Source organism: Paenibacillus sp. 8b26, from assembly GCF_050626875.1.
In the GTDB taxonomy this organism is placed as follows: Bacteria; Bacillota; Bacilli; order Paenibacillales; family Paenibacillaceae; genus Paenibacillus.
This window is the reverse complement of sequence record NZ_CP192445.1, coordinates 5291721-5311158: the sequence shown is the minus strand read 5'-3', so window position 1 is coordinate 5311158 and position 19438 is coordinate 5291721. Positions and strand designations below refer to the sequence as shown.

The window sequence follows — 19438 nt, the reverse complement described above, 5'->3', positions numbered from 1 at the left end:
CATTTCATTACCAAAAAAGCAAACGATATTTGACAGCAAACGGGTATGAATGTCAAAACCATATACTTGGCGTACTACACATTCAGACATACCTCAACCCCCTTATGCCATATAAGAGCTTTTACTCGCTGCGAGTATAACATAAGAGGGAAGTAAGATACAAACTCAAGAATTGGAAGAAGAGACAGTATTATTGTCACTCGCCTTTTTGGATAATTCCTCTTGCAGTGCTTGTTTGGCCAGATCAAGCTGCTGCTCATCAATATAGACATAAGGACTGCGCCACGTTCCCGCTACCGGTTTGTAATTCACATTTTGCTTGGAAATATTCCAATAGGTCTGTACGAGATTTTTCATTTGCTGAGACTCAATATCCGTCATCATATTCTTATCAACGGATTTAATAATTGCACTAAATTTGCTTAGAGCACTAAAGGACTGCATTTGGTCAATCAAGGAATGAAGCACCTGATTTTGTCGACGGTTGCGGTCAAAATCATCAGATTCAGCTGTTCTCGGGCGACAGTTTGATTTACGGTAACGAACAAAATCAAGGGCCTGATCACCGTCCAAATGTTGTGCTCCTGCCTTCAAGTTAATGTTAGTACCATCTGCACTGTCACGGTAACACATATTTTTGTCGACCGTAACATCTACGCCACCCAAATTATCCACAACATCTCTGAAGCCCTGGAAGTTAATAACCGTCACATAATTGATGTCAATGTTCAAATATTTGCCGATCATCTTCTTCATTTGCTCTTCAGCGACTTCACCAGACTCTTTCTCTCTGGCCTTGAACACCGGATAGTACTCATTCAGCTTACGAGGTTTATATCCATCCAGTTCCAGCCGCGTATCCCTCGGCAACGACACGATTGTAGATGACTTGGTATTCGGATTCAGGGTAGCTACCATAATAACGTCCGACAAATAAGTTGGATGATCAGGGCGGTAATCCGTTCCAAGCAACAAAATGGTCAAAGGCTTGGCCTCGGCCAACTGTGTTTTTGGCACCTCTTTATTGATCCCCGTATCCAAAACATCCTCTACCTGATTGTATAGATAGTAGGTGTAACCGCCAGCCGCCAAGATACCTATAATGAGCAGAAACAGAACAAACTTCATAAACGATCTGAAAAAGCTTTTTTTCTTTTTCGTTTTTTTCGGTTTGGCGGATTTTTTCCCGCTTTGTGTCCGGGGAGGCAATCCGTTAGAAAGATTACTCATGCTTCAACACCTTTTCCTGCGTTTTGAGAAATAAAGCTTTCTCCAAGTTTACAATCCTAAAACAGATACAGCGGCGCATCCCGTTGCCGGGCGTCGCCGCTGTGGCCCAAACCAATCCAATCAATTACGAATTTGCTTGTGCTGTTTTACGCTGTTTTTCTGCACGCTCGCGCTCACTTTTGTTCAAAATCTTTTTGCGCAAACGAATGGCATTCGGTGTAACTTCACAATACTCATCATCATTCAAATACTCGAGCGCCTGTTCCAAAGAGAAGATACGAGGCGTTTTAAGTTTTACGGTATCGTCTTTTGTTGCAGAGCGAACGTTCGTCAATTGCTTCTCTTTACAAATGTTAACAACGATGTCGTTATCACGTGTATGCTCTCCGACGACCATACCTTCATAAATCTCAGTACCCGGCTCCAGGAACAGAATACCGCGATCCTCTACACCCATCATTCCATAGAATGTAGTGCTTCCATTTTCAGTCGAAACGAGTACGCCTTGATGACGTCCACCAACTTGACCGCCAACAAATGGACCATAGCTGTCAAACGCATGGTTCATTACGCCATAACCACGAGTCAAAGTCAGGAAGTTCGTAGTGTAACCAATCAGACCACGTGCAGGGATCAGGAATTCCAAACGAACCTGTCCGGTGCCGTTGTTAATCATGTTGACCATTTCAGCTTTACGGGAGCCGAGACTTTCCATAACTGCGCCCATGCTTTCTTCAGGAATATCAATGAGGAGACGTTCGATAGGCTCCATTTTCTTGCCATCAATTTCCTTCACGATTACTTCCGGTTTGGACACTTGCAACTCATAACCTTCACGACGCATGTTTTCAATCAGGATACCCAGATGCAACTCACCACGTCCAGATACGATAAATGCGTCCGGGCTTTCGGTTTCATCAACACGCAAGCTGACATCCGTTTCAAGTTCTTTCAGAAGACGCTCGCGCAGTTTACGGGATGTGATCCACTTACCTTCGCGACCTGCGAATGGGCTGTTATTAACCAGGAAGGTCATTTGCAGCGTTGGCTCATCAATCTTCAGTACAGGTAAAGCTTCAGGATGATTTGGATCGGCAATCGTTTCGCCAATGTTAATATCCTTGATCCCTGCAATAGCCACAATGTCACCAGCGCCCGCTTGATCGGTTTCGATCCGTTTCAGACCTTGGAAACCAAACAGCTTCTCAATACGCGCTGATTTGCTGCTGCCGTCACGCTGCATAACCGTAACCGCTTGTCCTTGCTTGATAATACCACGGTTTACACGGCCAACTGCAATGCGGCCAAGATATTCGTTATAGTCCATCAGTGTTACGAGGAATTGAAGAGGCTCATCTACTTTCTCCGTTGGAGCGGGGATGTGATCCACAACGGTTTCGTACAATGCCTGCATGTTATCGTCTTGCTTTTCGGCATCCAGACTGGATGTTCCGTTCAGCGCTGAAGCATAAACAACAGGGAATTCCAACTGCTCATCATTCGCACCCAACTCGATGAACAGATCAAGTACTTCATCAATAACTTCGGCCGGACGAGCTGCCGGACGGTCAATTTTGTTAACAACAACGATTGGCGTGAGGTTTTGCTCCAACGCTTTACGCAGTACGAATTTAGTCTGCGGCATACAACCTTCGTAAGCATCAACGACGAGCAAAACACCGTCAACCATTTTCATAATCCGTTCCACTTCGCCGCCAAAGTCGGCGTGTCCCGGTGTATCCACAATGTTGATCAGGTAATCTTTGTACGTAATAGCTGTATTTTTAGCCAAAATCGTAATACCGCGTTCACGCTCCAGATCGTTGGAGTCCATGGCGCGCTCCTGAACAGCCTCGTGGTCTCTAAATGTTCCGGACTGTTGAAGAAGCTTGTCGACAAGCGTCGTTTTGCCGTGGTCGACGTGGGCAATAATAGCAATATTGCGAATGTTCTCTCTTGCATGCATGGTTTGTATCCATATCCTTTCCGTATATCAAAATAGTGTCTCTATCCTGAAAGTAATGCTTATCCAAGGCTAACAATCGTTCTTCAGGCCAGCTCCCTGCCAGCCCTCTGTATATTTCAGGCTTTGTGCAGGCAGCTTCTCTTTCCGATTCGCATGAAAACCTTAAAATAAGCGTCAGAAAACATTCCGACGCTCTTATCATATCCATTATATTATAGTTGAAATATGTCATAAAGCAAGACATTATTGGCTGTTCCGTAATTTACCGCCATAAATTTTGCAATGCTTGTCGTTTCACCATTTACGTTTGGTACGATTGTTAACCATCAGCCATATCCCTGCACCGATCAATACAACTGCAAAAACATAAATAATTCCGGTCCTCAACATGCTAATAATCAGTAGAAGTACCGAAACTAGTCCCAAAATCATGCTCCCTGTATATACAGTGCGAGGCAGAGTTACATCATTAATAGCATATTCCCATAATCCAACCGCCACACCCAGCAGTAACAAAGGCCATAGATAGGCCATCAGATGCCAGCCCCATGTATTACAGAGAAAAAATAAAAAACCGTACACCGACAAAATCCCGGCCGGCAGTAGCATAATGGGAGAAACCTTACGCATCATGTACATCGCATGCAATATAATACCAGGTATTAAAATCAGCAAGGGCCAGAAGTATTGTCCCAAAAAGGAGAAGACCCCCAGTTTTCCTAACAAAATAATCAGTCCTACGGCAATGATGCCCAATCCGATCATACGCTCTTTTCCGGAATTCATCGTGGTCTCCTTTATTTGCTGGATTTGTTTTTTGGTCTCTTAATAAGAATGTTTTCAAGTGTAGATTCCCCGGCTTGCAAAAGCCCTATGTATAGTTTAGCCGATGTTTTCCAAAAAAACTACGTTCAAATGCGGCGGGCTCGCAACTGCTGATATAATCCTGCTATTACAACTACGGTGGCCAGTAATCCCGGTAACCATGAATGTAAAACTTCCCCAGACCCGGCTAACCATGCTCCCAGTTTGGGATCACGCAGTAGCATTTCACCTGCCGTGAAGGCCAGTATTGCAGATCCGAGTAGAACAAGTACAGGGAAACGATGAAGCCAGACTGCAATAACGTTGCTTCCCCACACCACAATTGGAATGCTAATCGCAATACCGATGACAATGATCGCAATGTCTCCATTTGCAAGTGCTGCAATAGCCAATACGTTATCCAGACTCATCACAAAATCCGCTACCAGAATCACTTGTATAGCCTTCCATATGGTCGTTTCTGCTCTTACTCCCATATTATCGTTATTCTCATAAAGCAGCTTAAACGCAATCCATAACAAGAGCAGACCACCTGCTGCCTGAATGAAGGGTATGCCTAGCAAAATGACAGCTGCAAAAGTCAACACACAGCGCAGGGCAACTGCGCCGAGCGCCCCCCACCATATTGCTTGGCTCCGCTGTCTTGCAGGCAAGTTTTTGCTCGCCATGGCTATAACAACCGCATTATCACCGCTTAACACCAAATTGATCATTAATATTTTCAACAGCAAAATGATATGCTCCATGTGTACAAACACCCCCATCCTACTTGTATGCGAAATAGGACGAGGGTATGCTTGTACACCGAGGAATCTAATAATTTTATTAAACATATCCATAATTTATTAAAAATCAACACCTGATTTGTTGAGCATAATCCTTGAAATGATTAGCAAACAGCAATATAATGAATCGTATTTCCGGAAAACGGGTATTAATCATAAACAGAGCATACTGAACTTAGGTTGTTTAATCAGGGAGATGAGAACGATTGACATGTCCGGATTTCAGTTTTTTTGGCTACTGCTTAATGTGATATTTATTGACCTTCTGCTTGCAGGAGATAACGCTATTGTAATTGGGCTTGCCGCCCGAAAGCTACCGCCCGAAACGCAAAAAAAAGCGATACTGTACGGTACCGGAGGTGCTCTACTCATTCGTATAGCCGCCACGATTGTCGTGCTTTGGCTGCTTCAAGTGCCGTGGCTGCTACTCGTCGGAGGAATAATGCTGATCTGGATTGCATACAAGCTGCTGGTAGATCAGGAGGATCACGCCGAAGTCAAAGCCGGCACGAGTTTATGGGGCGCTATACGCACCATCGTTATAGCTGATGCAGCCATGGGACTGGACAATGTGATCGCCGTCGCAGGCGCTGCCCAGCAGCATTTGATACTGGTGGTGCTCGGTCTGCTGATCAGCGTGCCGATTGTCGTATGGGGAAGCACTCTTTTCATCAAGCTTATTAACAAATTCCCATGGATCATCTATTTGGGCTCGGCTGTGCTTGGCTATACCGCCTCCAATATGATTACCGAAGAACGCAAGCTGGAGCCATACTTTACCGCACACCCCGCGCTGCGTGTCCTGTTTATTGCCTCAGTGATGGTTGGTATTTTGCTCACAGGCTATCTTCAAAACCGCAGAGCCATATCCAGTCGAAAAAAAGCTGTTTTGAAATAATTCCTAAGAAAAACCTCGTATATCTTATCTCTAATCTAAAAAGAGGCAGACCCGACAATAGTCGATGGATCTGCCTTTTTATATATCCTTATACGTAACATCATAAAAGATTTTAAAACCAATTCTCTTTTACAACTTCCTCTTGACGTCCCTCTATAGCTCCATCAGCCTCAAGAACAACAGTCTCCGTTGTAGCCACGGCCTGCTCAATCAACGTATTTAAATCCCGAATAGAGGCTTCAATCTTTTGAACAACCCACAGATTCGGATTAGTCGTTGGAGATTTGGGAACAAACAACGTGCAGCAATCCTCATACGGCAGGATAGATAAATCGTATGTGCCAATTTGCTTGGCTATTTCCGTAATTTCCTGTTTATCCATCATCACAAGAGGTCGCAGCAGCGGTAACTCCGTCGAACGACCTATCACATTCATGCTCGATAAAGTTTGGCTGGCTACCTGGCCGAGACTGTCACCCGTCACTAGCGCCAGCGCCCCTTCACGCTCCGCCAGCATCGTTGCAATACGCAGCATAGACCGTCTCATCAGTGTGATGATCAAATTATCCTGTCCGGTACGTGTAAAAGCCGTCTGCACCTCAGTAAAGGGTACAAGATGAATCTTGATGCGTCCCGCGTAACCCGCCAATACCCTCGCCAAGTCAATAACCTTTTCTTTCGCACGCTCACTTGTAAATGGATAGCTGTAAAAATGGACGCATTCGATTTCCAATCCTCTGCGCATGGAGGACCATCCCGCTACCGGACTGTCGATTCCGCCCGAGAGTAGCAGCATAGCTTTGCCGTTTGTACCTAACGGATAGCCTCCTACAGCCGTAATAATATCGCTAAATATATAAGCCGCCTGCTCTCTGACTTCCACCCGTAGCTCGATATCCGGTTGGCGGACATCGACCTTTAACACTGGAAACTCGCGCAGTACCGGCGAACCGATCAAATGATTCATCTCATGAGAGGAATGGGCAAATCCCTTCCACACCCTGCGGGCATTTACCTTGAAAGTCGTTCCTTCCGTTGGGTTCAACTCACGCATCAAGGCTACAGAGGTCTCAATAATCGTGTCAAGCTCAACAGGAGCCATTTTAACAGGACTGATGGTGGTGATACCAAAGACTTTTTGTAGCACCTGAATGATCTGCTCATAAGGCTCTCCTCCGAGAACTACATAAATCCGTCCAAATTCCTTACGCAAAGAAGCGCCTGGAAACGGCTTGAGTAACAGCTTCACATGATTCAGTACCGCCTTTTCAAAACGGGCGCGGTTTTTCCCTTTTAATGTAAATTCACCAAAGCGAAGCAACAACATATCATAATTCATTTTAACGTTTCCACCTTTCAAGGGATTCCAACTGCGCCACAGCCTGGCGAAGCGCGAGAATAAGCTCGTCAATATCCTGTTCCGTATGTTCATCCCCGAAGCTGATCCGAATGCCGCCAGACGCTTCCGCATCATTTCGACCCATCGCCAGCAAAATCCGGCTAGGCTCGGCTAATTTGGAGGAACAAGCCGATTGAGTCGATACCGCAAAGCCCAATTGCTCCAGCGTATGCAGCAGCACCTCTGCCTTCATACCCGGATACGAAAAATGGACAATGTGCGGTGCTTCCTCCCCGCTATTCAGCCGCAATTGGGGGATCGTCTTCACTTCCGCGGCTACCCGATCTCTCCAAGCAGTCATACGCTGCGCCGCCTCTGCTTGCCATTCTCCCGCCAGCCGCACTGCCTTGGACATGCCGACAAGCAGCGGAACATTTTCCGTACCGGCACGAAATCCCTGCTCCTGAGAGCCTCCGCTAAGCAGTGGGAAAAGCTCCACACCTTCCCGAACCACAAGCAGTCCGGCTCCTTTGGGACCGCGCAGCTTATGTGCGGACAGGCTGTACAAATCAGCCTTCCAGCCCCGGATATCTACCGGAAGCTTTCCATAGCCCTGCACACCATCAACATGAAACAGTACACGCGGGAACTGTTCCTTCAGCGCGGCTCCGATATCATGTAGCGGCTGCACCCTTCCCGTCTCATTATTGACATGCATAATGCTGACTAAAATCGTGTCTTTGCGGATAGCTGCACAAACCTGCTCTGCACTGACATGCCCTTCCGCATCAACGGGCAGAAATGTAACCTCAAATCCCACTTTTGCCAACTGTTTGCAAGCCTCATACACAGACGGATGCTCCGTTGATACTGTAACGATATGCTTGCCTCTGGCCTGATACTGCAAGGCCACTCCCTTAATAGCGAGATTATTGCTTTCCGTTGCCCCGGATGTGAACACAATCTCCGCCGGATGTACGCCCAAAGCTGTAGCACAAACCTCCCGGGAACGTTTAAGCAGCTTATCCGCATCTTCCCCGTACCGATGCATTGAGGACGGGTTGCCATAGTGGCGTCTCATCACCTCTGCAATCGTCGTAATCACCTCTTCAAAAGGCGGAGTTGTCGCTGCATAATCAAAATATTTCATGGAGCTCCCCTTTCTGCCCTGCAACCTCTACAACAAAAAAAGACCAAAACAGGGAAAGGTCACTGCATTACACAGTGACACCCTTTCCCCATATTGATCCTGCCTGCGGACCTGTCTGATTAAAATTTTGTTTTTCTTTATAAGCTACAGGGCTTAAATCGTATATTTTTCACGTGCGTTCTGAATTTTGGTAATATACTTTTGCGTTTCTACTGGAAGCTTGTCCAAGACAGCCATCAACTGCTCGTCACTATTCACGCCCAGTCGCTGTACCCGTCCGGGCCCCGCATTATAAGCTGCCAAGGCCATATTTTCCTGTCCGTTAAAGCGTTTGATCTGGTAAGACAAATAACGAACTCCGGCATCAATATTTTGTGCAGGGTCATACGAATCGCTAACTCCCAATCCTTGGGCCGTAGTATCCATAAGCTGCATAAGTCCTTTGGCTCCGGCTGAAGAAGTGACCAGCGGGTTAAACGAAGATTCCGTATCAATGACCGCTTTAATCAGCGACACCGGAACCCCGTATTTATTGCTGGCCTCGTTAATTAGATCATCATAAGCCGTAGGTTTGGTTGGCCCATCGGTTGCTGTGCTGGAAGAAGGATATACCGCCAATGGCGAAGCTGCCCCTCTCGATGGTCCCAATTGGAGCCAGAGCAAACCATTTTCATCCCTTGTAACGTCCCCTGAATTGACACGAGCTGCAGCATCATCTGTCTCCAACTGGCCTGCCTGCTCGAGCAATCCGGAAAAAGCATCCGTTGTTCCCGTTTGTGCTGTAGCACTTATATTATTCAACAACTGCGTATCGATTATGGATTTGGACACGCGCGGATCTATTTGCATGTGGTATTCCCAACTTTCTTTAGTTGTTATATCCCAAACAGCCTATCATTACTGCTTATGATACAACGTTTTGTTATGTACTGCCATACTTTTTAACGAAAAAAAGCTCCGTATCTGTCGAAATGACAGCGGAGCTTCATGGTACTGACTTGATGCAGACAGATCGCTTTAATCATTTCTACTTGGAAAGGCAAGCGATTACCCGGTTTTTCGTGCCTTCATGGAATCAACGTACAAACGGAATAAAAGCAAAGTAGCTTAATGTCGCCAGCGCACCCAGCCCGATCGACCAAATACCTGTTGTTTTGTTCCCATTTACATAAGCAAAAAAACCCAACACTGCAGCAATAGGCCCCAGCACAATAGACCACATAAACAGTGCGGCAATACCTGCGGCTAGACCGATATAGCCTGAGATACGTCCACTTTTGCTTATGACATGCTGCTCATCCTTGTCCTTATGCCGAGTCACGGCTGGTGAGCCGGGAGCTACCTCAGCCGCATATTCCTCTTGATGGTTGCGACGCTTGGCAGAGCGTTCTTGAATACGACGTGGATAATCCACACGGTCGCGGCTAAAATTCTCTTCGTCTCGATGCTTATCAGTTTCATGATCTTCCATAATACACTGCACCTCCAATTACGTAATGATTCGCGGGATGGATTGTTACAGAGACTTTGGTTTAAAGGTGTGACAACAGGTTGCTGCAGAAGTTGCAGCCTGGTCACGTTCGACTGAGCTGAAGCTTTCGCCCGCATATTCTTCATTAAATTTTTTCCCGGCGTGACTGTCAATTTCTATCATGATCAAATCTGCCTTGCACAAGTTGTTTTCTCCCCAATAATGACAATTGGCTACGCTGCATTTGACTATTGGCTTGGCCTCTTGGCTCATGATCATCACCTCGAATTCATTGTCCCCCCGGTATCGTTCACCTATGCGCCACGGCATATGGCAGTTGGTGACATACGAAAAAAGCCGTTTCCGGCACCTCCTCCACACTGGCAGGAAGCAAACAGGAAACGACTTGCTTGTCTCATTTGTTATTGTTTTTAATTGAAAAAATCACCGGGCTAGATACTTATGCATGTGTACGGCGAGTCTGCATCCGGCGCTGGGTCAAATAATCACTTTCATAATAAGCAAGATCATCGCGCAATTCTTCAAAATTTTTCGTAATGTCCATGATCACTTCGCGGGCAGGCGTTACTGGCGTTTTACGGAAGCGTATAGCATCTTGTCCCGTATAAGCGTAGCGTCCGTCCTCTGCGTAAGATTCATTTTTGGGATAAAAAAAGCTGTTCACGCAGTCATGGTAAACGTTATACAATGCCTTTTCCGCAAAATCGACGTCAAAGTTGGCACGGCGCAAAGCCACACCCAGCTTTTCATAAGATACTTCGGAAAAAACAAGGACATGGCGGAGATCTGACAAAAAGCCTTTGTAAAAGAGTACCGACTCCTCACTGCGATCCACAGCCAGCTCCGGCAGTGCATGCTCATTAAGAAATGCTTCCACCCGTTCCACGGCAGATTTCAGTTTCTCCTGCGCCGACTCACATAATTTTTGTACGTTGACTGCTGACATCAATGCAGCTCCCCCTTATTTGTTGCTTGTTCATCAATTTGGTTACCCGAAAATAGATCCTTCTAACCGAAAGAGCTGTAATTTTCAGTATTTATCCTAACACAAATAAGGATTGAAAGGTATAAAAACATGCCAACCTTCTCACGCTAATCATAAATTCATAAACTCCCAAGGAGGACGGTCCCATGTCTCGGCAAAAATGGTTAAAACCCCTGATCGGAGCAGCCGCAGGGGTGCTTGTCATCACCCTGATGCTGCCTTCCCGAGATCACCGCCACACACCACAGCCCGAATATACGGCAAAAATGGTGCCACAGCAGGAACAGCAGCTCAAAAAAGGAATGTTGGCTTTGGACTTGTCCGCTACAGACACCATCACTCGCATGGACGCCAGACAGGATATTGAATACGTAATGCGTGAACTGAATGGTAAAACCAATGATCAGAAAAAGCATTTTGCTCGCAAGTTTCAGCAGTCACACAGTCATCTTCACACGCTACAGTGGATCAATACACGTGACGCGAAGAGCACAACCTACACAGGCAGGAAGACACAATCCCGTCTGCTTAATGATGCTCAAGTCAAAAACAGTCTGACAGCGGCTCGCCGTTCCGTCCTGCAAAACAAATCTTACGAATCCGCAGCCTTTCAGGTCGAGGGTCGAAAATATTTTGTCATGGCAGAGCCAGCGACTGACGGAACATACGGCGTTGCCGCGCTGGTCAGCCAGCAAGTGCTTCATGACGTGGAAAAGCATCAGCGCAAAAACCTGCGCTTGATCCCCTATCCGAAGGAAGGCAGCTACAAAATCGAATCAGTACATCCCGACACACTGCATGATATTACCGTCAAGACGGGTCATGACAATGAAAATGCGAGCCATTATTTTGAAAATGAAATCGTCGTTCGCTTCCGCCACAATCCTGATCAACGGCAATTGCGCGAGATCGCAGCAGATTTGAACTGTGAGCCAGGCCGAAAGCTCGGTTATACGTATGTGTTTCATTCGAATAACATGAACTTCAAAGAGCTAAAGCAATATTTCTCGCAGAAGTGGAACCCGGTATATGCAGAACCTCACTACATGTATCTGACGAATGAAAAGAAACCCGTAAAAGCGTCGGATGTCTCTATTCCGAATGACCTGCTCTTCTCCCGCTATCAGTGGAATCTGCCAGCCACCGAAACCAACCGCGGCTGGGCATTATCCAAAGGCAGCAAAAATGTCGTCGTAGCCGTCGTGGATACGGGAGTGGATATGGACCATCCTGATTTGAAGGGCCAGATCCTCCCGGGACACAACGTAGTCAGCCCGAAAGAAAAACCTTACGATGACGTTGGTCACGGAACGCATGTTGCCGGCATCATATCCGCGCTCGTGAACAACGGAGAGGGAGTTGCCGGCATGACATGGTATAACAAGGTCATGCCTGTCAAGGTACTCGATCAATCCGGGTCCGGGACCACTTATTCCGTGGCAGAGGGTATTATATGGGCTGCAGACCATGGAGCCAAGGTCATTAATCTGAGCCTCGGTAATTATGCACAAGCTGAATTTTTACACGATGCGATTAAATATGCCTATGACAAGGATGTTGTATTAGTCGCAGCCACGGGAAATGATAATACGGAACGGCCAGGCTATCCCGCAGCCTATCCGGAAGTATTTGCCGTATCTGCCACAGATGCGTCCATGCACCGGGCTTCTTTTTCCAACTATGGAGATTATGTTGATGTTATGGCCCCCGGCGCAAGCATAGCAAGCACGTATCCGGGGAACCAATATGCCGCCCTCTCAGGCACTTCGATGGCCAGTCCGCATGTATCAGCGCTCGCGGCCCTTGTCCGTTCCATCAACCCCGACCTGACGAACAAAGAGGTTATGGATTTAATGAGACACAGTGTGATTGATTTGGGTACACCAGGGCATGACAAATATTTTGGATATGGCCAAATCGACGTATATAAGGCGTTGAAAGCAGCTCAACGTCCGTATGTTCCTTTACAGTTCTATCCACAGCATTTGAGTGACAAGATCAAATCCCTTTTGAAGATGCTGGAAACGTAAAAGATTCCGTTTGCAAAAAGCAGCCATGTACAGTCCATGGCTGCTTTGTTTGTAATCCCTTAGCGTTTAGAGCTGCTACGTACCTGACGCATGCCATTACTGCGAGTATGACTGAGGGTATGACAGCAAGGATCAGAAGGGTCTTTTACAGTCACTGGGAATACATGGTGTGGTACAGGTATAATGTGCGCTTGGTTGATAATTTCAATCGGATGAACTACAGGCACCACTTGTGGGAAAAATTGATGATTTACAAATTGGATCGGCGGGCACACGATCGGTTCGTTAGGGCAATGACTCATAATGTGCAACTCCTTTCGGTGAATTAGTACAGCATATTACAAAGGGGTTCCCTGTGATTGGATGATTAACCCCTATTACAAATATCCTTACAAAATAGGCCTTCGTTCCATGATGACCGAGCGGTCAAGCAGTTCTCCCAGCAAGCGGCATAACTTGTGCAATCCTGCTTCGAGTGTGTCCTTGGCCGTGTATGAAAAGGAAATACGAATATGATTACTTTCCATACCACCTGCATAACATACCCTTCCTGGTAAAAAGGATATGCCTTCACGATCAGCTAATCGTCCCAGCTCTGCGATATCAACAGCAGGCGGGAGTTTTATCCATATATTAAGACCACCTTCAGGTGCTTGCCAGGTGACTTCTGCAGGGGCAAAGCGCTGGAGTGTGTGCAAAGCAGTGGTCAGACGGTCCTGCATTTGATCTCTTAACGAGACGAGATGGTTATCCAGCCGATGCCTGATGAAAGGTAACAATGCTTTTTGCGTCAACAAAGGGCTTCCCAGATCCGTAGTTGACTTGGCTGCCACAAGGCGGTCCAGCACACTTCCTGTAGCCACTACACAAGCGATACGGCAGCCGGGAGCGACGGTTTTACTGAAGCTTTTAATATAAATCACATGTCCGGACAGATCATGCGCCTTAATGGGAAGCGGAGGCTTTGTTTTGTAGTACAGATCAGAAAACGGATCATCTTCGACGATCAGACAATGATAACTTTGCGCCAGATCCAGAAGTTGCATGCGTCTGACCGTCGTTAAGGTTATTCCAGTAGGATTATGAAAGGTAGGTATCGTATAGATCAGCTTGGGAGGATGAGTGTCACAGAGGTGTGTCAGAATATCCATGCGCATGCCCTGCTCATCCATCGGAATCATGACCACCTTAGCACCACGGCTGGTAAATACATCAATCGCACCCGTATATGTAGGAGCCTCCATATAGACGATGTCACCGGGGCCAACGAACGTACGCGCCACAAGATCAATCCCCTGCTGGGCACCGCTTGTCACAAGTAGATGTTCCGCTGCAGTACGGATTCCACGTTCGCTCAGGTGAGCTGCAAATACTTCCCTCAGTTCTACATCCCCTTCGAAGGTGCCGTAAACAGCCATCGCATCGGGATCTTCGGAGGATAGACGTTGGGTATCATCAATGATTTCACGAGTGGGAAGAAGCTCTGGCTGAACTGCGGCAATATGAAAGGAATAGGGAACCTGTCGGCTATGGTTAAAGTTTCTCCACAACTGTGCACGCGGCAAGTAATCTATCAGCGACATTTGCCAAGATAAATCCAGCGCTTCCTCACGATGCGAAGATACAGAAGGCTCGGCTACATAGCATCCCTTTCCCTGTGTACACACCACAAGATGTATGGATTCCAGCTCTGCATACGCCTTGCTTACAGTTACAGGGCTAACCGAAAGCAGACTAGACAAATGGCGGACAGAGGGAAGCTTTGTACCCTGAGGCAGCAGTCCGGATTGGATACGGTCCGCCAATGTTTTGGCAATCTGTAGATATAATTTGACACTGCTATTGCGGCTGAGTTCAATATGCATCGGAATCGTCCCTTCAGGATCTGACCATCGGCTTCCATTATAACATTCAATCACTTGGTAGACGACGCGCATCGGCCGAACGAGCTTCTTGTTTTCCCAGATCATCGATCCCAGATAAACGCATTTGCCGTCGCGTTCCTCGCAGCACATACCGTCTTGTTTGGCGATAGCCAGCCAGGTTTCGGGCTGCTCGCGACGCAGGTTGCGCTTGATGATAAAATCCACCTTTGCATCCAGACAGACATTCAGATTTTCTGTCGCATCATTGCCAGCATATGGCGCTGAATGACGCAGAGCAGTTATTTTCAAAATAAGCATGATAACGTTCCTGTGATTTTATTTGTTTCCTATCCATAACACAACCGTAACCTGTCGGTTCGGAAGGCTGCGGGTTTTTGTATGGGCAAAATCGATGGAAGTACAAGTTTGACACTTAAAGCTGTGTATTCAATGTATTCCCGTGAAGATGGTCATGGATGCTTCTTGTATTCCATATTTTCTCGAATTGACTTTTTACCCAGGCGTCATTATTATCTTATAGTATAAGATAAAAGCTAGAAGGTGTTGTGACCATTGGATTATAAGACATTAGCGACAGAACTATTCGAGTATATTGTCAAAAAGCACAAACCGTCATTAGAGGAGCAAGGGCACTACTCACGTGGTGAAATGGGGATTCTCATCTGTCTGAATTTCAATAAGGGTGGGGTTACTTCGGGCCACTTGAGCGAATACTTGTCCGTCAGTACAGGACGGGTAGCAACGGCGCTGAAGAGCCTGGAGAAGAAAGGTTTGGTTGTACGCCGTACCGATGTCACCGACAAACGTAAGGTGATTGTATTCATTACGGATTCAGGCAAGCAATTTATGATTGATAAGTATAATGAAGGAATCGCATGGACCGAGAGCATTCTTCGCAAGCTGGACGAACAGGATGCCAAAGAATTTATCCGACTCATTAAGCTTATTGTCTCTAAAAGTTGAATTCCTAAGCAGGTCGCATGCAGGGTGCATCAAATTGCACCAAACACCTAAGATTTTCAGATAAAAGGAGAGCAACAGAATGCTAAAGATATTCAAATATCTCAAGAAAAATGAATGGATGCTCGTACTTTGCAGCCTGGCTTTCATCGTTGTGCAGGTTTGGCTTGATCTGAAGCTGCCTGATTATATGGCAGAAATTACGACCAAGCTGCAAAGGGAAGGAACGCCTATGTCGGAACTGCTGATTCCCGGCAGTTACATGCTGTTGTGTGCAGTCGGCAGTATGATTGCATCTATTATTGTTGGCTATTTCGCGGCGAAGGTGGCGGCAGGGCTGGCCATGCGTCTGCGTGCGATGGTGTTTGATAAGACCTTGTCCTTTTCAATGGAAGAGATGAACAGCTTTTCGACGGCAAGCCTCATCACCCGCACCACGAACGATGTTACCCAGATTCAAACGATCGTTGCGTTGGGACTGCAGGTGATCGTCAAGGCACCAATTTTGGCCGTGTGGGCTATTGTGAAGATTGCGGATAAAAACTGGCAGTGGACCGCCTCTACAGGAGCGGCCGTGGCTGTTTTGATCCTGATGCTAAGTGTTATTGTTATTTTCGCTCTCCCCAGTTTCCAGCGAATCCAGCGTCTCACCGATAATCTGAACAGGGTGACACGTGAGCATTTGACTGGACTTCGGGTGGTGCGCGCTTATAATGCAGATCAGTATCAGGAGGAAAAGTTTGAGCAGGCCAACATCGAATTGACGAATACAAACCTGTTTGCGAATCGGTTAATGGCGATGATTGGCCCGGGTATGACCTTTATTATGTCGGGTCTGAGTGTCTCTATCTATTGCATCGGCGCTTACCTGATTAACGGGGCGGCCGTGCCGGACCGCATTGCGCTGTTCTCCAATATGGTCGTATTCTCTTCTTATGCGATGCAGGTGGTCATGGCCTTTATGATGGTTAGTATGATTTTCTTCCTGATGCCTCGCGCTTCGATTTCTGCCAAACGGATCATGGAGGTATTGAACACCCAATCCATCATCATGAACGGGCATGAGACGGCTGGAGAAAAAGGCGTTATGGGACAGGTGGAATTTCGTAATGTCAGCTTCAAATATCCGGACGCCGAGGAGCCCGTGCTCCGCGATATTAGCTTTACGGCGAAACGGGGTGAGACAGTTGCCTTCATCGGCGCGACTGGCAGCGGTAAAACCAGCGTAATCAATCTGATTCCCCGTTTCTATGATGTGACCGAGGGAGAAGTGCTCGTGAATGGTGTCAATGTCAAAAACTATAACCAGCATGCACTTCATAACAAAATCGGGTATGTCCCTCAGAAAGCCGTGCTTTTCAGCGGTACAGTGGCATCCAACGTTTCGTACGGCGATAACGGAAGATCAGAGGCTTCGGAGAAACTCATCCAGGCAGCCGTAGGGATTGCCCAAGGCACGGAATTTGTCGAAAAAATGGACGGTCAGTATCAGGGGCGGATTTCACAAGGTGGAACGAACGTATCAGGCGGTCAAAAGCAGCGTCTGTCCATTGCTCGTGCCATCTACCGTCAGCCGGAGATTTATATCTTCGATGATTCCTTTTCAGCACTGGACTACAAAACAGACCGAATTCTGCGCTCGGCTCTCAAAAAAGAAACCGACCATGCTACCACACTCATTGTTGCTCAGCGCATAGGCACCATTAAGGACGCTGACCAAATTATCGTACTGGAACAGGGTGAGATTGTAGGGAGCGGAACACATGATGAGCTGATGGCGAACTGCAGCACCTATCAGGAGATCGCTTATTCGCAGCTTTCAAAGGAGGAACTCGTACATGGATAAGAATGAACACACCGAAGGCAACCAGAGCATGAAAATGAAACAACGAGGTCCCCTGCGTGGAGATCCTGCGGGCGACATGGATGCTGGTAAAAAAGCGAATCATTTTAAAAAGACCCTCAAACAGCTCTTATCCTATAGCAAGTCCTATATACCTATGGTTATGCTCTCTATGGTGCTTGCTCTGGCAGGTTCCATCTTCAACGTAATTGGCCCGGATAAGCTCAGCGATATTGCCAATCTGATCCAGGAAGGAATCGTAACAGGGGTTGATGTGGGTGCTGTCCAGAAGATTGTTCTTGTATTGGCACTTTTGTATGGTCTGGGTCTTATCTTTAACTATTTCCAAGGCTTCATTACGGCAACCGTGTCACAGCGTCTTACAAAGAAGATGCGGACAGAGCTCTCCCGAAAAATCAATCATATGCCTTTGAAGTATTTTGACGCTACGAGCTACGGTAATGTGCTCAGCCGTGTGACCAACGATGTCGATACCATCGGGCAAACGTTAAACAACAGTCTCGGTACGCTTGTCAGCGCGCTGGCAACCTTCGTGGGCGCCTTGATTATGATGCTGTATACAAACTGGATCATGACCGTTACCGGGATTGTAGCTACGCTGATCGGTTTTTCCCTGATGACCGTGATTATGAAGCATTCACAGAAATATTTTGTAGCACAGCAAGCGGAACTTGGCCAGATCAACGGTCATATCGAAGAAACCTATGCCGGTCATAACGTAGTGAAGGTATATAACGGAGAAAAAGCAGCCAAGGAAGAGTTCCATGGCATTAACAGCCGCTTATATACAAATGCATGGAAATCCCAGTTCATGTCTGGCCTAATGATGCCGGTCATGATGTTCATCGGGAATTTCGGTTATGTTGCGGTCTGTGTCGTGGGCGCTTTGCTGGTGAACCAACATGCTATAACGATCGGAACCATTGTGGCCTTCATGGTGTATATTCGTCTGTTTACACAGCCCTTGTCACAGCTGGCACAGGCCGCAACCAATCTGCAATCGGCGGCTGCCGCCAGTGAACGTGTATTCGAATTTCTGGGTGAAGAAGAATTGGCAGATGAGAGCGACAAGACCAAGAAGCTGGACAACGCCAAAGGGGATGTCGAATTCAAACATGTCCGTTTCGGTTATAACGAAGACCGTATGATTATCAAAGACTTCTCCATGAAAGCTGAAGCCGGTCAGAAAATTGCCATTGTTGGTCCGACAGGCGCCGGTAAGACGACGCTCGTGAATTTGCTCATGCGGTTCTATGAGCTGAACGGCGGGGAAATCTACATTGACGGAAACCCGATCAGCCAATTAACACGTGAGAATATTCATCGATTATTCTGTATGGTGCTGCAGGATACCTGGCTGTTTGAAGGAACGATCCGTGAGAATATTGCCTTTTCCAAAGAACATGTTACCGATAAACAGGTGGAAGCCGCATGTAGAGCGGTGGGGCTGCACAGCTTCCTTAAAACACTGCCGCAGGGCTATGATACGATGCTGGACGACAAAGCCAATCTCTCTGCCGGTCAAAAGCAATTGATTACCATTGCAAGAGCCATGATTGAAGATGCACCCATGCTCATTCTGGATGAGGCCACAAGCTCGGTCGATACGCGTACGGAATTGCTGATTCAACAAGCGATGGACCAGCTGACTGTAGGGAAAACCTCCTTTGTGATTGCCCACCGCCTCTCGACGATCAAGAACGCCGATCTGATTCTGGTCATGAAGGACGGTGACATTATCGAAACGGGTAACCATGAGGAATTGCTGGCTAAAGGCGGCTTCTATGCCGATCTATACAACAGTCAGTTTGAACATGCATCCTAAAAAATAACCATTCCCTATTTGAAAAACCATGATAGTAGTCACTAATAGCATATTAGAGTAAAAGAGAGACGTGTCTGGATGATCGCTGCGAAGGGCGATCCAGACACGTTTTTGGTGTGCTCAAAAGCTGTCCGATGTTTGGCGGATCAGCTTGTTTATTATGTTTTTTCATAGCTGCTAGAATTTCCAAAGCCATATTATCG

General features: G+C 46.9%; 17 protein-coding genes. 5 read left to right on the top strand and 12 right to left on the bottom strand.

The features are described 5' to 3' along the window. Positions 1-165: 165 nt before the first annotated feature. From ACQ4MX_RS24680 to ACQ4MX_RS24665, 4 genes are all read right to left on the bottom strand, one after another. Entirely contained in the window at positions 166-1230 is a 1065-nt protein-coding gene (locus ACQ4MX_RS24680) for an LCP family protein (RefSeq protein WP_431087825.1), read from the bottom strand. Positions 1231-1354: 124 nt separating this feature from the next. Next, on the bottom strand, positions 1355-3196 hold the full coding sequence (gene typA / locus ACQ4MX_RS24675) for a translational GTPase TypA (protein WP_431087824.1): 1842 nt from the start codon (positions 3194-3196) through the stop codon (positions 1355-1357). Between the two features lie 294 nt (positions 3197-3490). Then, positions 3491-3982: a hypothetical protein gene (locus tag ACQ4MX_RS24670; protein WP_431087823.1), complete on the bottom strand. Its 492-nt coding sequence runs from the start codon at positions 3980-3982 to the stop codon at positions 3491-3493. A gap of 125 nt (positions 3983-4107) precedes the next feature. Further along, positions 4108-4767: a TerC family protein gene (locus ACQ4MX_RS24665; RefSeq protein ID WP_431087821.1), complete on the bottom strand. Its 660-nt coding sequence runs from the start codon at positions 4765-4767 to the stop codon at positions 4108-4110. A 250-nt stretch (positions 4768-5017) separates the two neighbouring features. On the opposite strand from ACQ4MX_RS24665, the gene ACQ4MX_RS24660 reads away from it, so the two are divergent. Then, positions 5018-5704: a TerC family protein gene (locus ACQ4MX_RS24660; RefSeq protein WP_223264089.1), complete on the top strand. Its 687-nt coding sequence runs from the start codon at positions 5018-5020 to the stop codon at positions 5702-5704. A gap of 112 nt (positions 5705-5816) precedes the next feature. Here ACQ4MX_RS24660 and thiI read toward each other — a convergent pair whose 3' ends face one another. The 6 genes from thiI to ACQ4MX_RS24630 form a co-directional block, all read right to left on the bottom strand. Then, positions 5817-7043, bottom strand: coding sequence for a tRNA uracil 4-sulfurtransferase ThiI (gene thiI, locus ACQ4MX_RS24655; RefSeq protein WP_431087820.1), 1227 nt, complete (start codon positions 7041-7043; stop codon positions 5817-5819). A 1-nt stretch (position 7044) separates the two neighbouring features. Next, positions 7045-8193 carry a cysteine desulfurase family protein gene (locus ACQ4MX_RS24650; RefSeq protein ID WP_431087819.1) on the bottom strand — a complete coding sequence of 383 codons (1149 nt, stop codon included), beginning with the start codon at positions 8191-8193 and terminating at the stop codon, positions 7045-7047. Positions 8194-8346: 153 nt separating this feature from the next. Beyond that, entirely contained in the window at positions 8347-9042 is a 696-nt protein-coding gene (locus ACQ4MX_RS24645) for a lytic transglycosylase domain-containing protein (protein WP_431087818.1), read from the bottom strand. A gap of 226 nt (positions 9043-9268) precedes the next feature. Further along, positions 9269-9664, bottom strand: coding sequence for a hypothetical protein (locus ACQ4MX_RS24640; RefSeq protein ID WP_431087817.1), 396 nt, complete (start codon positions 9662-9664; stop codon positions 9269-9271). Positions 9665-9709: 45 nt separating this feature from the next. Next, complete coding sequence (locus tag ACQ4MX_RS24635) at positions 9710-9937, bottom strand: DUF1540 domain-containing protein (RefSeq protein ID WP_134913465.1); 228 nt, start codon at positions 9935-9937, stop codon at positions 9710-9712. Positions 9938-10124: 187 nt separating this feature from the next. Then, complete coding sequence (locus tag ACQ4MX_RS24630; RefSeq protein ID WP_014282470.1) at positions 10125-10631, bottom strand: YpuI family protein; 507 nt, start codon at positions 10629-10631, stop codon at positions 10125-10127. Between the two features lie 185 nt (positions 10632-10816). Between ACQ4MX_RS24630 and ACQ4MX_RS24625 the strand changes: the two genes are divergently transcribed. Beyond that, positions 10817-12700 carry a S8 family peptidase gene (locus ACQ4MX_RS24625; RefSeq protein ID WP_431087815.1) on the top strand — a complete coding sequence of 628 codons (1884 nt, stop codon included), beginning with the start codon at positions 10817-10819 and terminating at the stop codon, positions 12698-12700. A gap of 59 nt (positions 12701-12759) precedes the next feature. Here the strand turns inward: ACQ4MX_RS24625 and ACQ4MX_RS24620 are convergent, their stop codons facing one another. Next, positions 12760-13002, bottom strand: coding sequence for a hypothetical protein (locus tag ACQ4MX_RS24620; RefSeq protein ID WP_431087813.1), 243 nt, complete (start codon positions 13000-13002; stop codon positions 12760-12762). 87 nt (positions 13003-13089) lie between these two features. Continuing rightward, positions 13090-14565 carry a PLP-dependent aminotransferase family protein gene (locus ACQ4MX_RS24615; protein WP_431091405.1) on the bottom strand — a complete coding sequence of 492 codons (1476 nt, stop codon included), beginning with the start codon at positions 14563-14565 and terminating at the stop codon, positions 13090-13092. Between the two features lie 573 nt (positions 14566-15138). On the opposite strand from ACQ4MX_RS24615, the gene ACQ4MX_RS24610 reads away from it, so the two are divergent. The 3 genes from ACQ4MX_RS24610 (at position 15139) to ACQ4MX_RS24600 (ending at position 19235) form a co-directional block, all read left to right on the top strand. Next, entirely contained in the window at positions 15139-15549 is a 411-nt protein-coding gene (locus tag ACQ4MX_RS24610; protein ID WP_134913462.1) for a MarR family winged helix-turn-helix transcriptional regulator, read from the top strand. A 79-nt stretch (positions 15550-15628) separates the two neighbouring features. After that, positions 15629-17392: an ABC transporter ATP-binding protein gene (locus ACQ4MX_RS24605; protein WP_431087811.1), complete on the top strand. Its 1764-nt coding sequence runs from the start codon at positions 15629-15631 to the stop codon at positions 17390-17392. Then, positions 17385-19235 (top strand): ABC transporter ATP-binding protein, encoded by a 1851-nt coding sequence (locus ACQ4MX_RS24600; protein ID WP_431087810.1) that lies wholly within the window; start codon positions 17385-17387, stop codon positions 19233-19235. The genes ACQ4MX_RS24605 and ACQ4MX_RS24600 overlap by 8 nt, the downstream gene beginning before the upstream one ends. Positions 19236-19438: the final 203 nt, after the last annotated feature.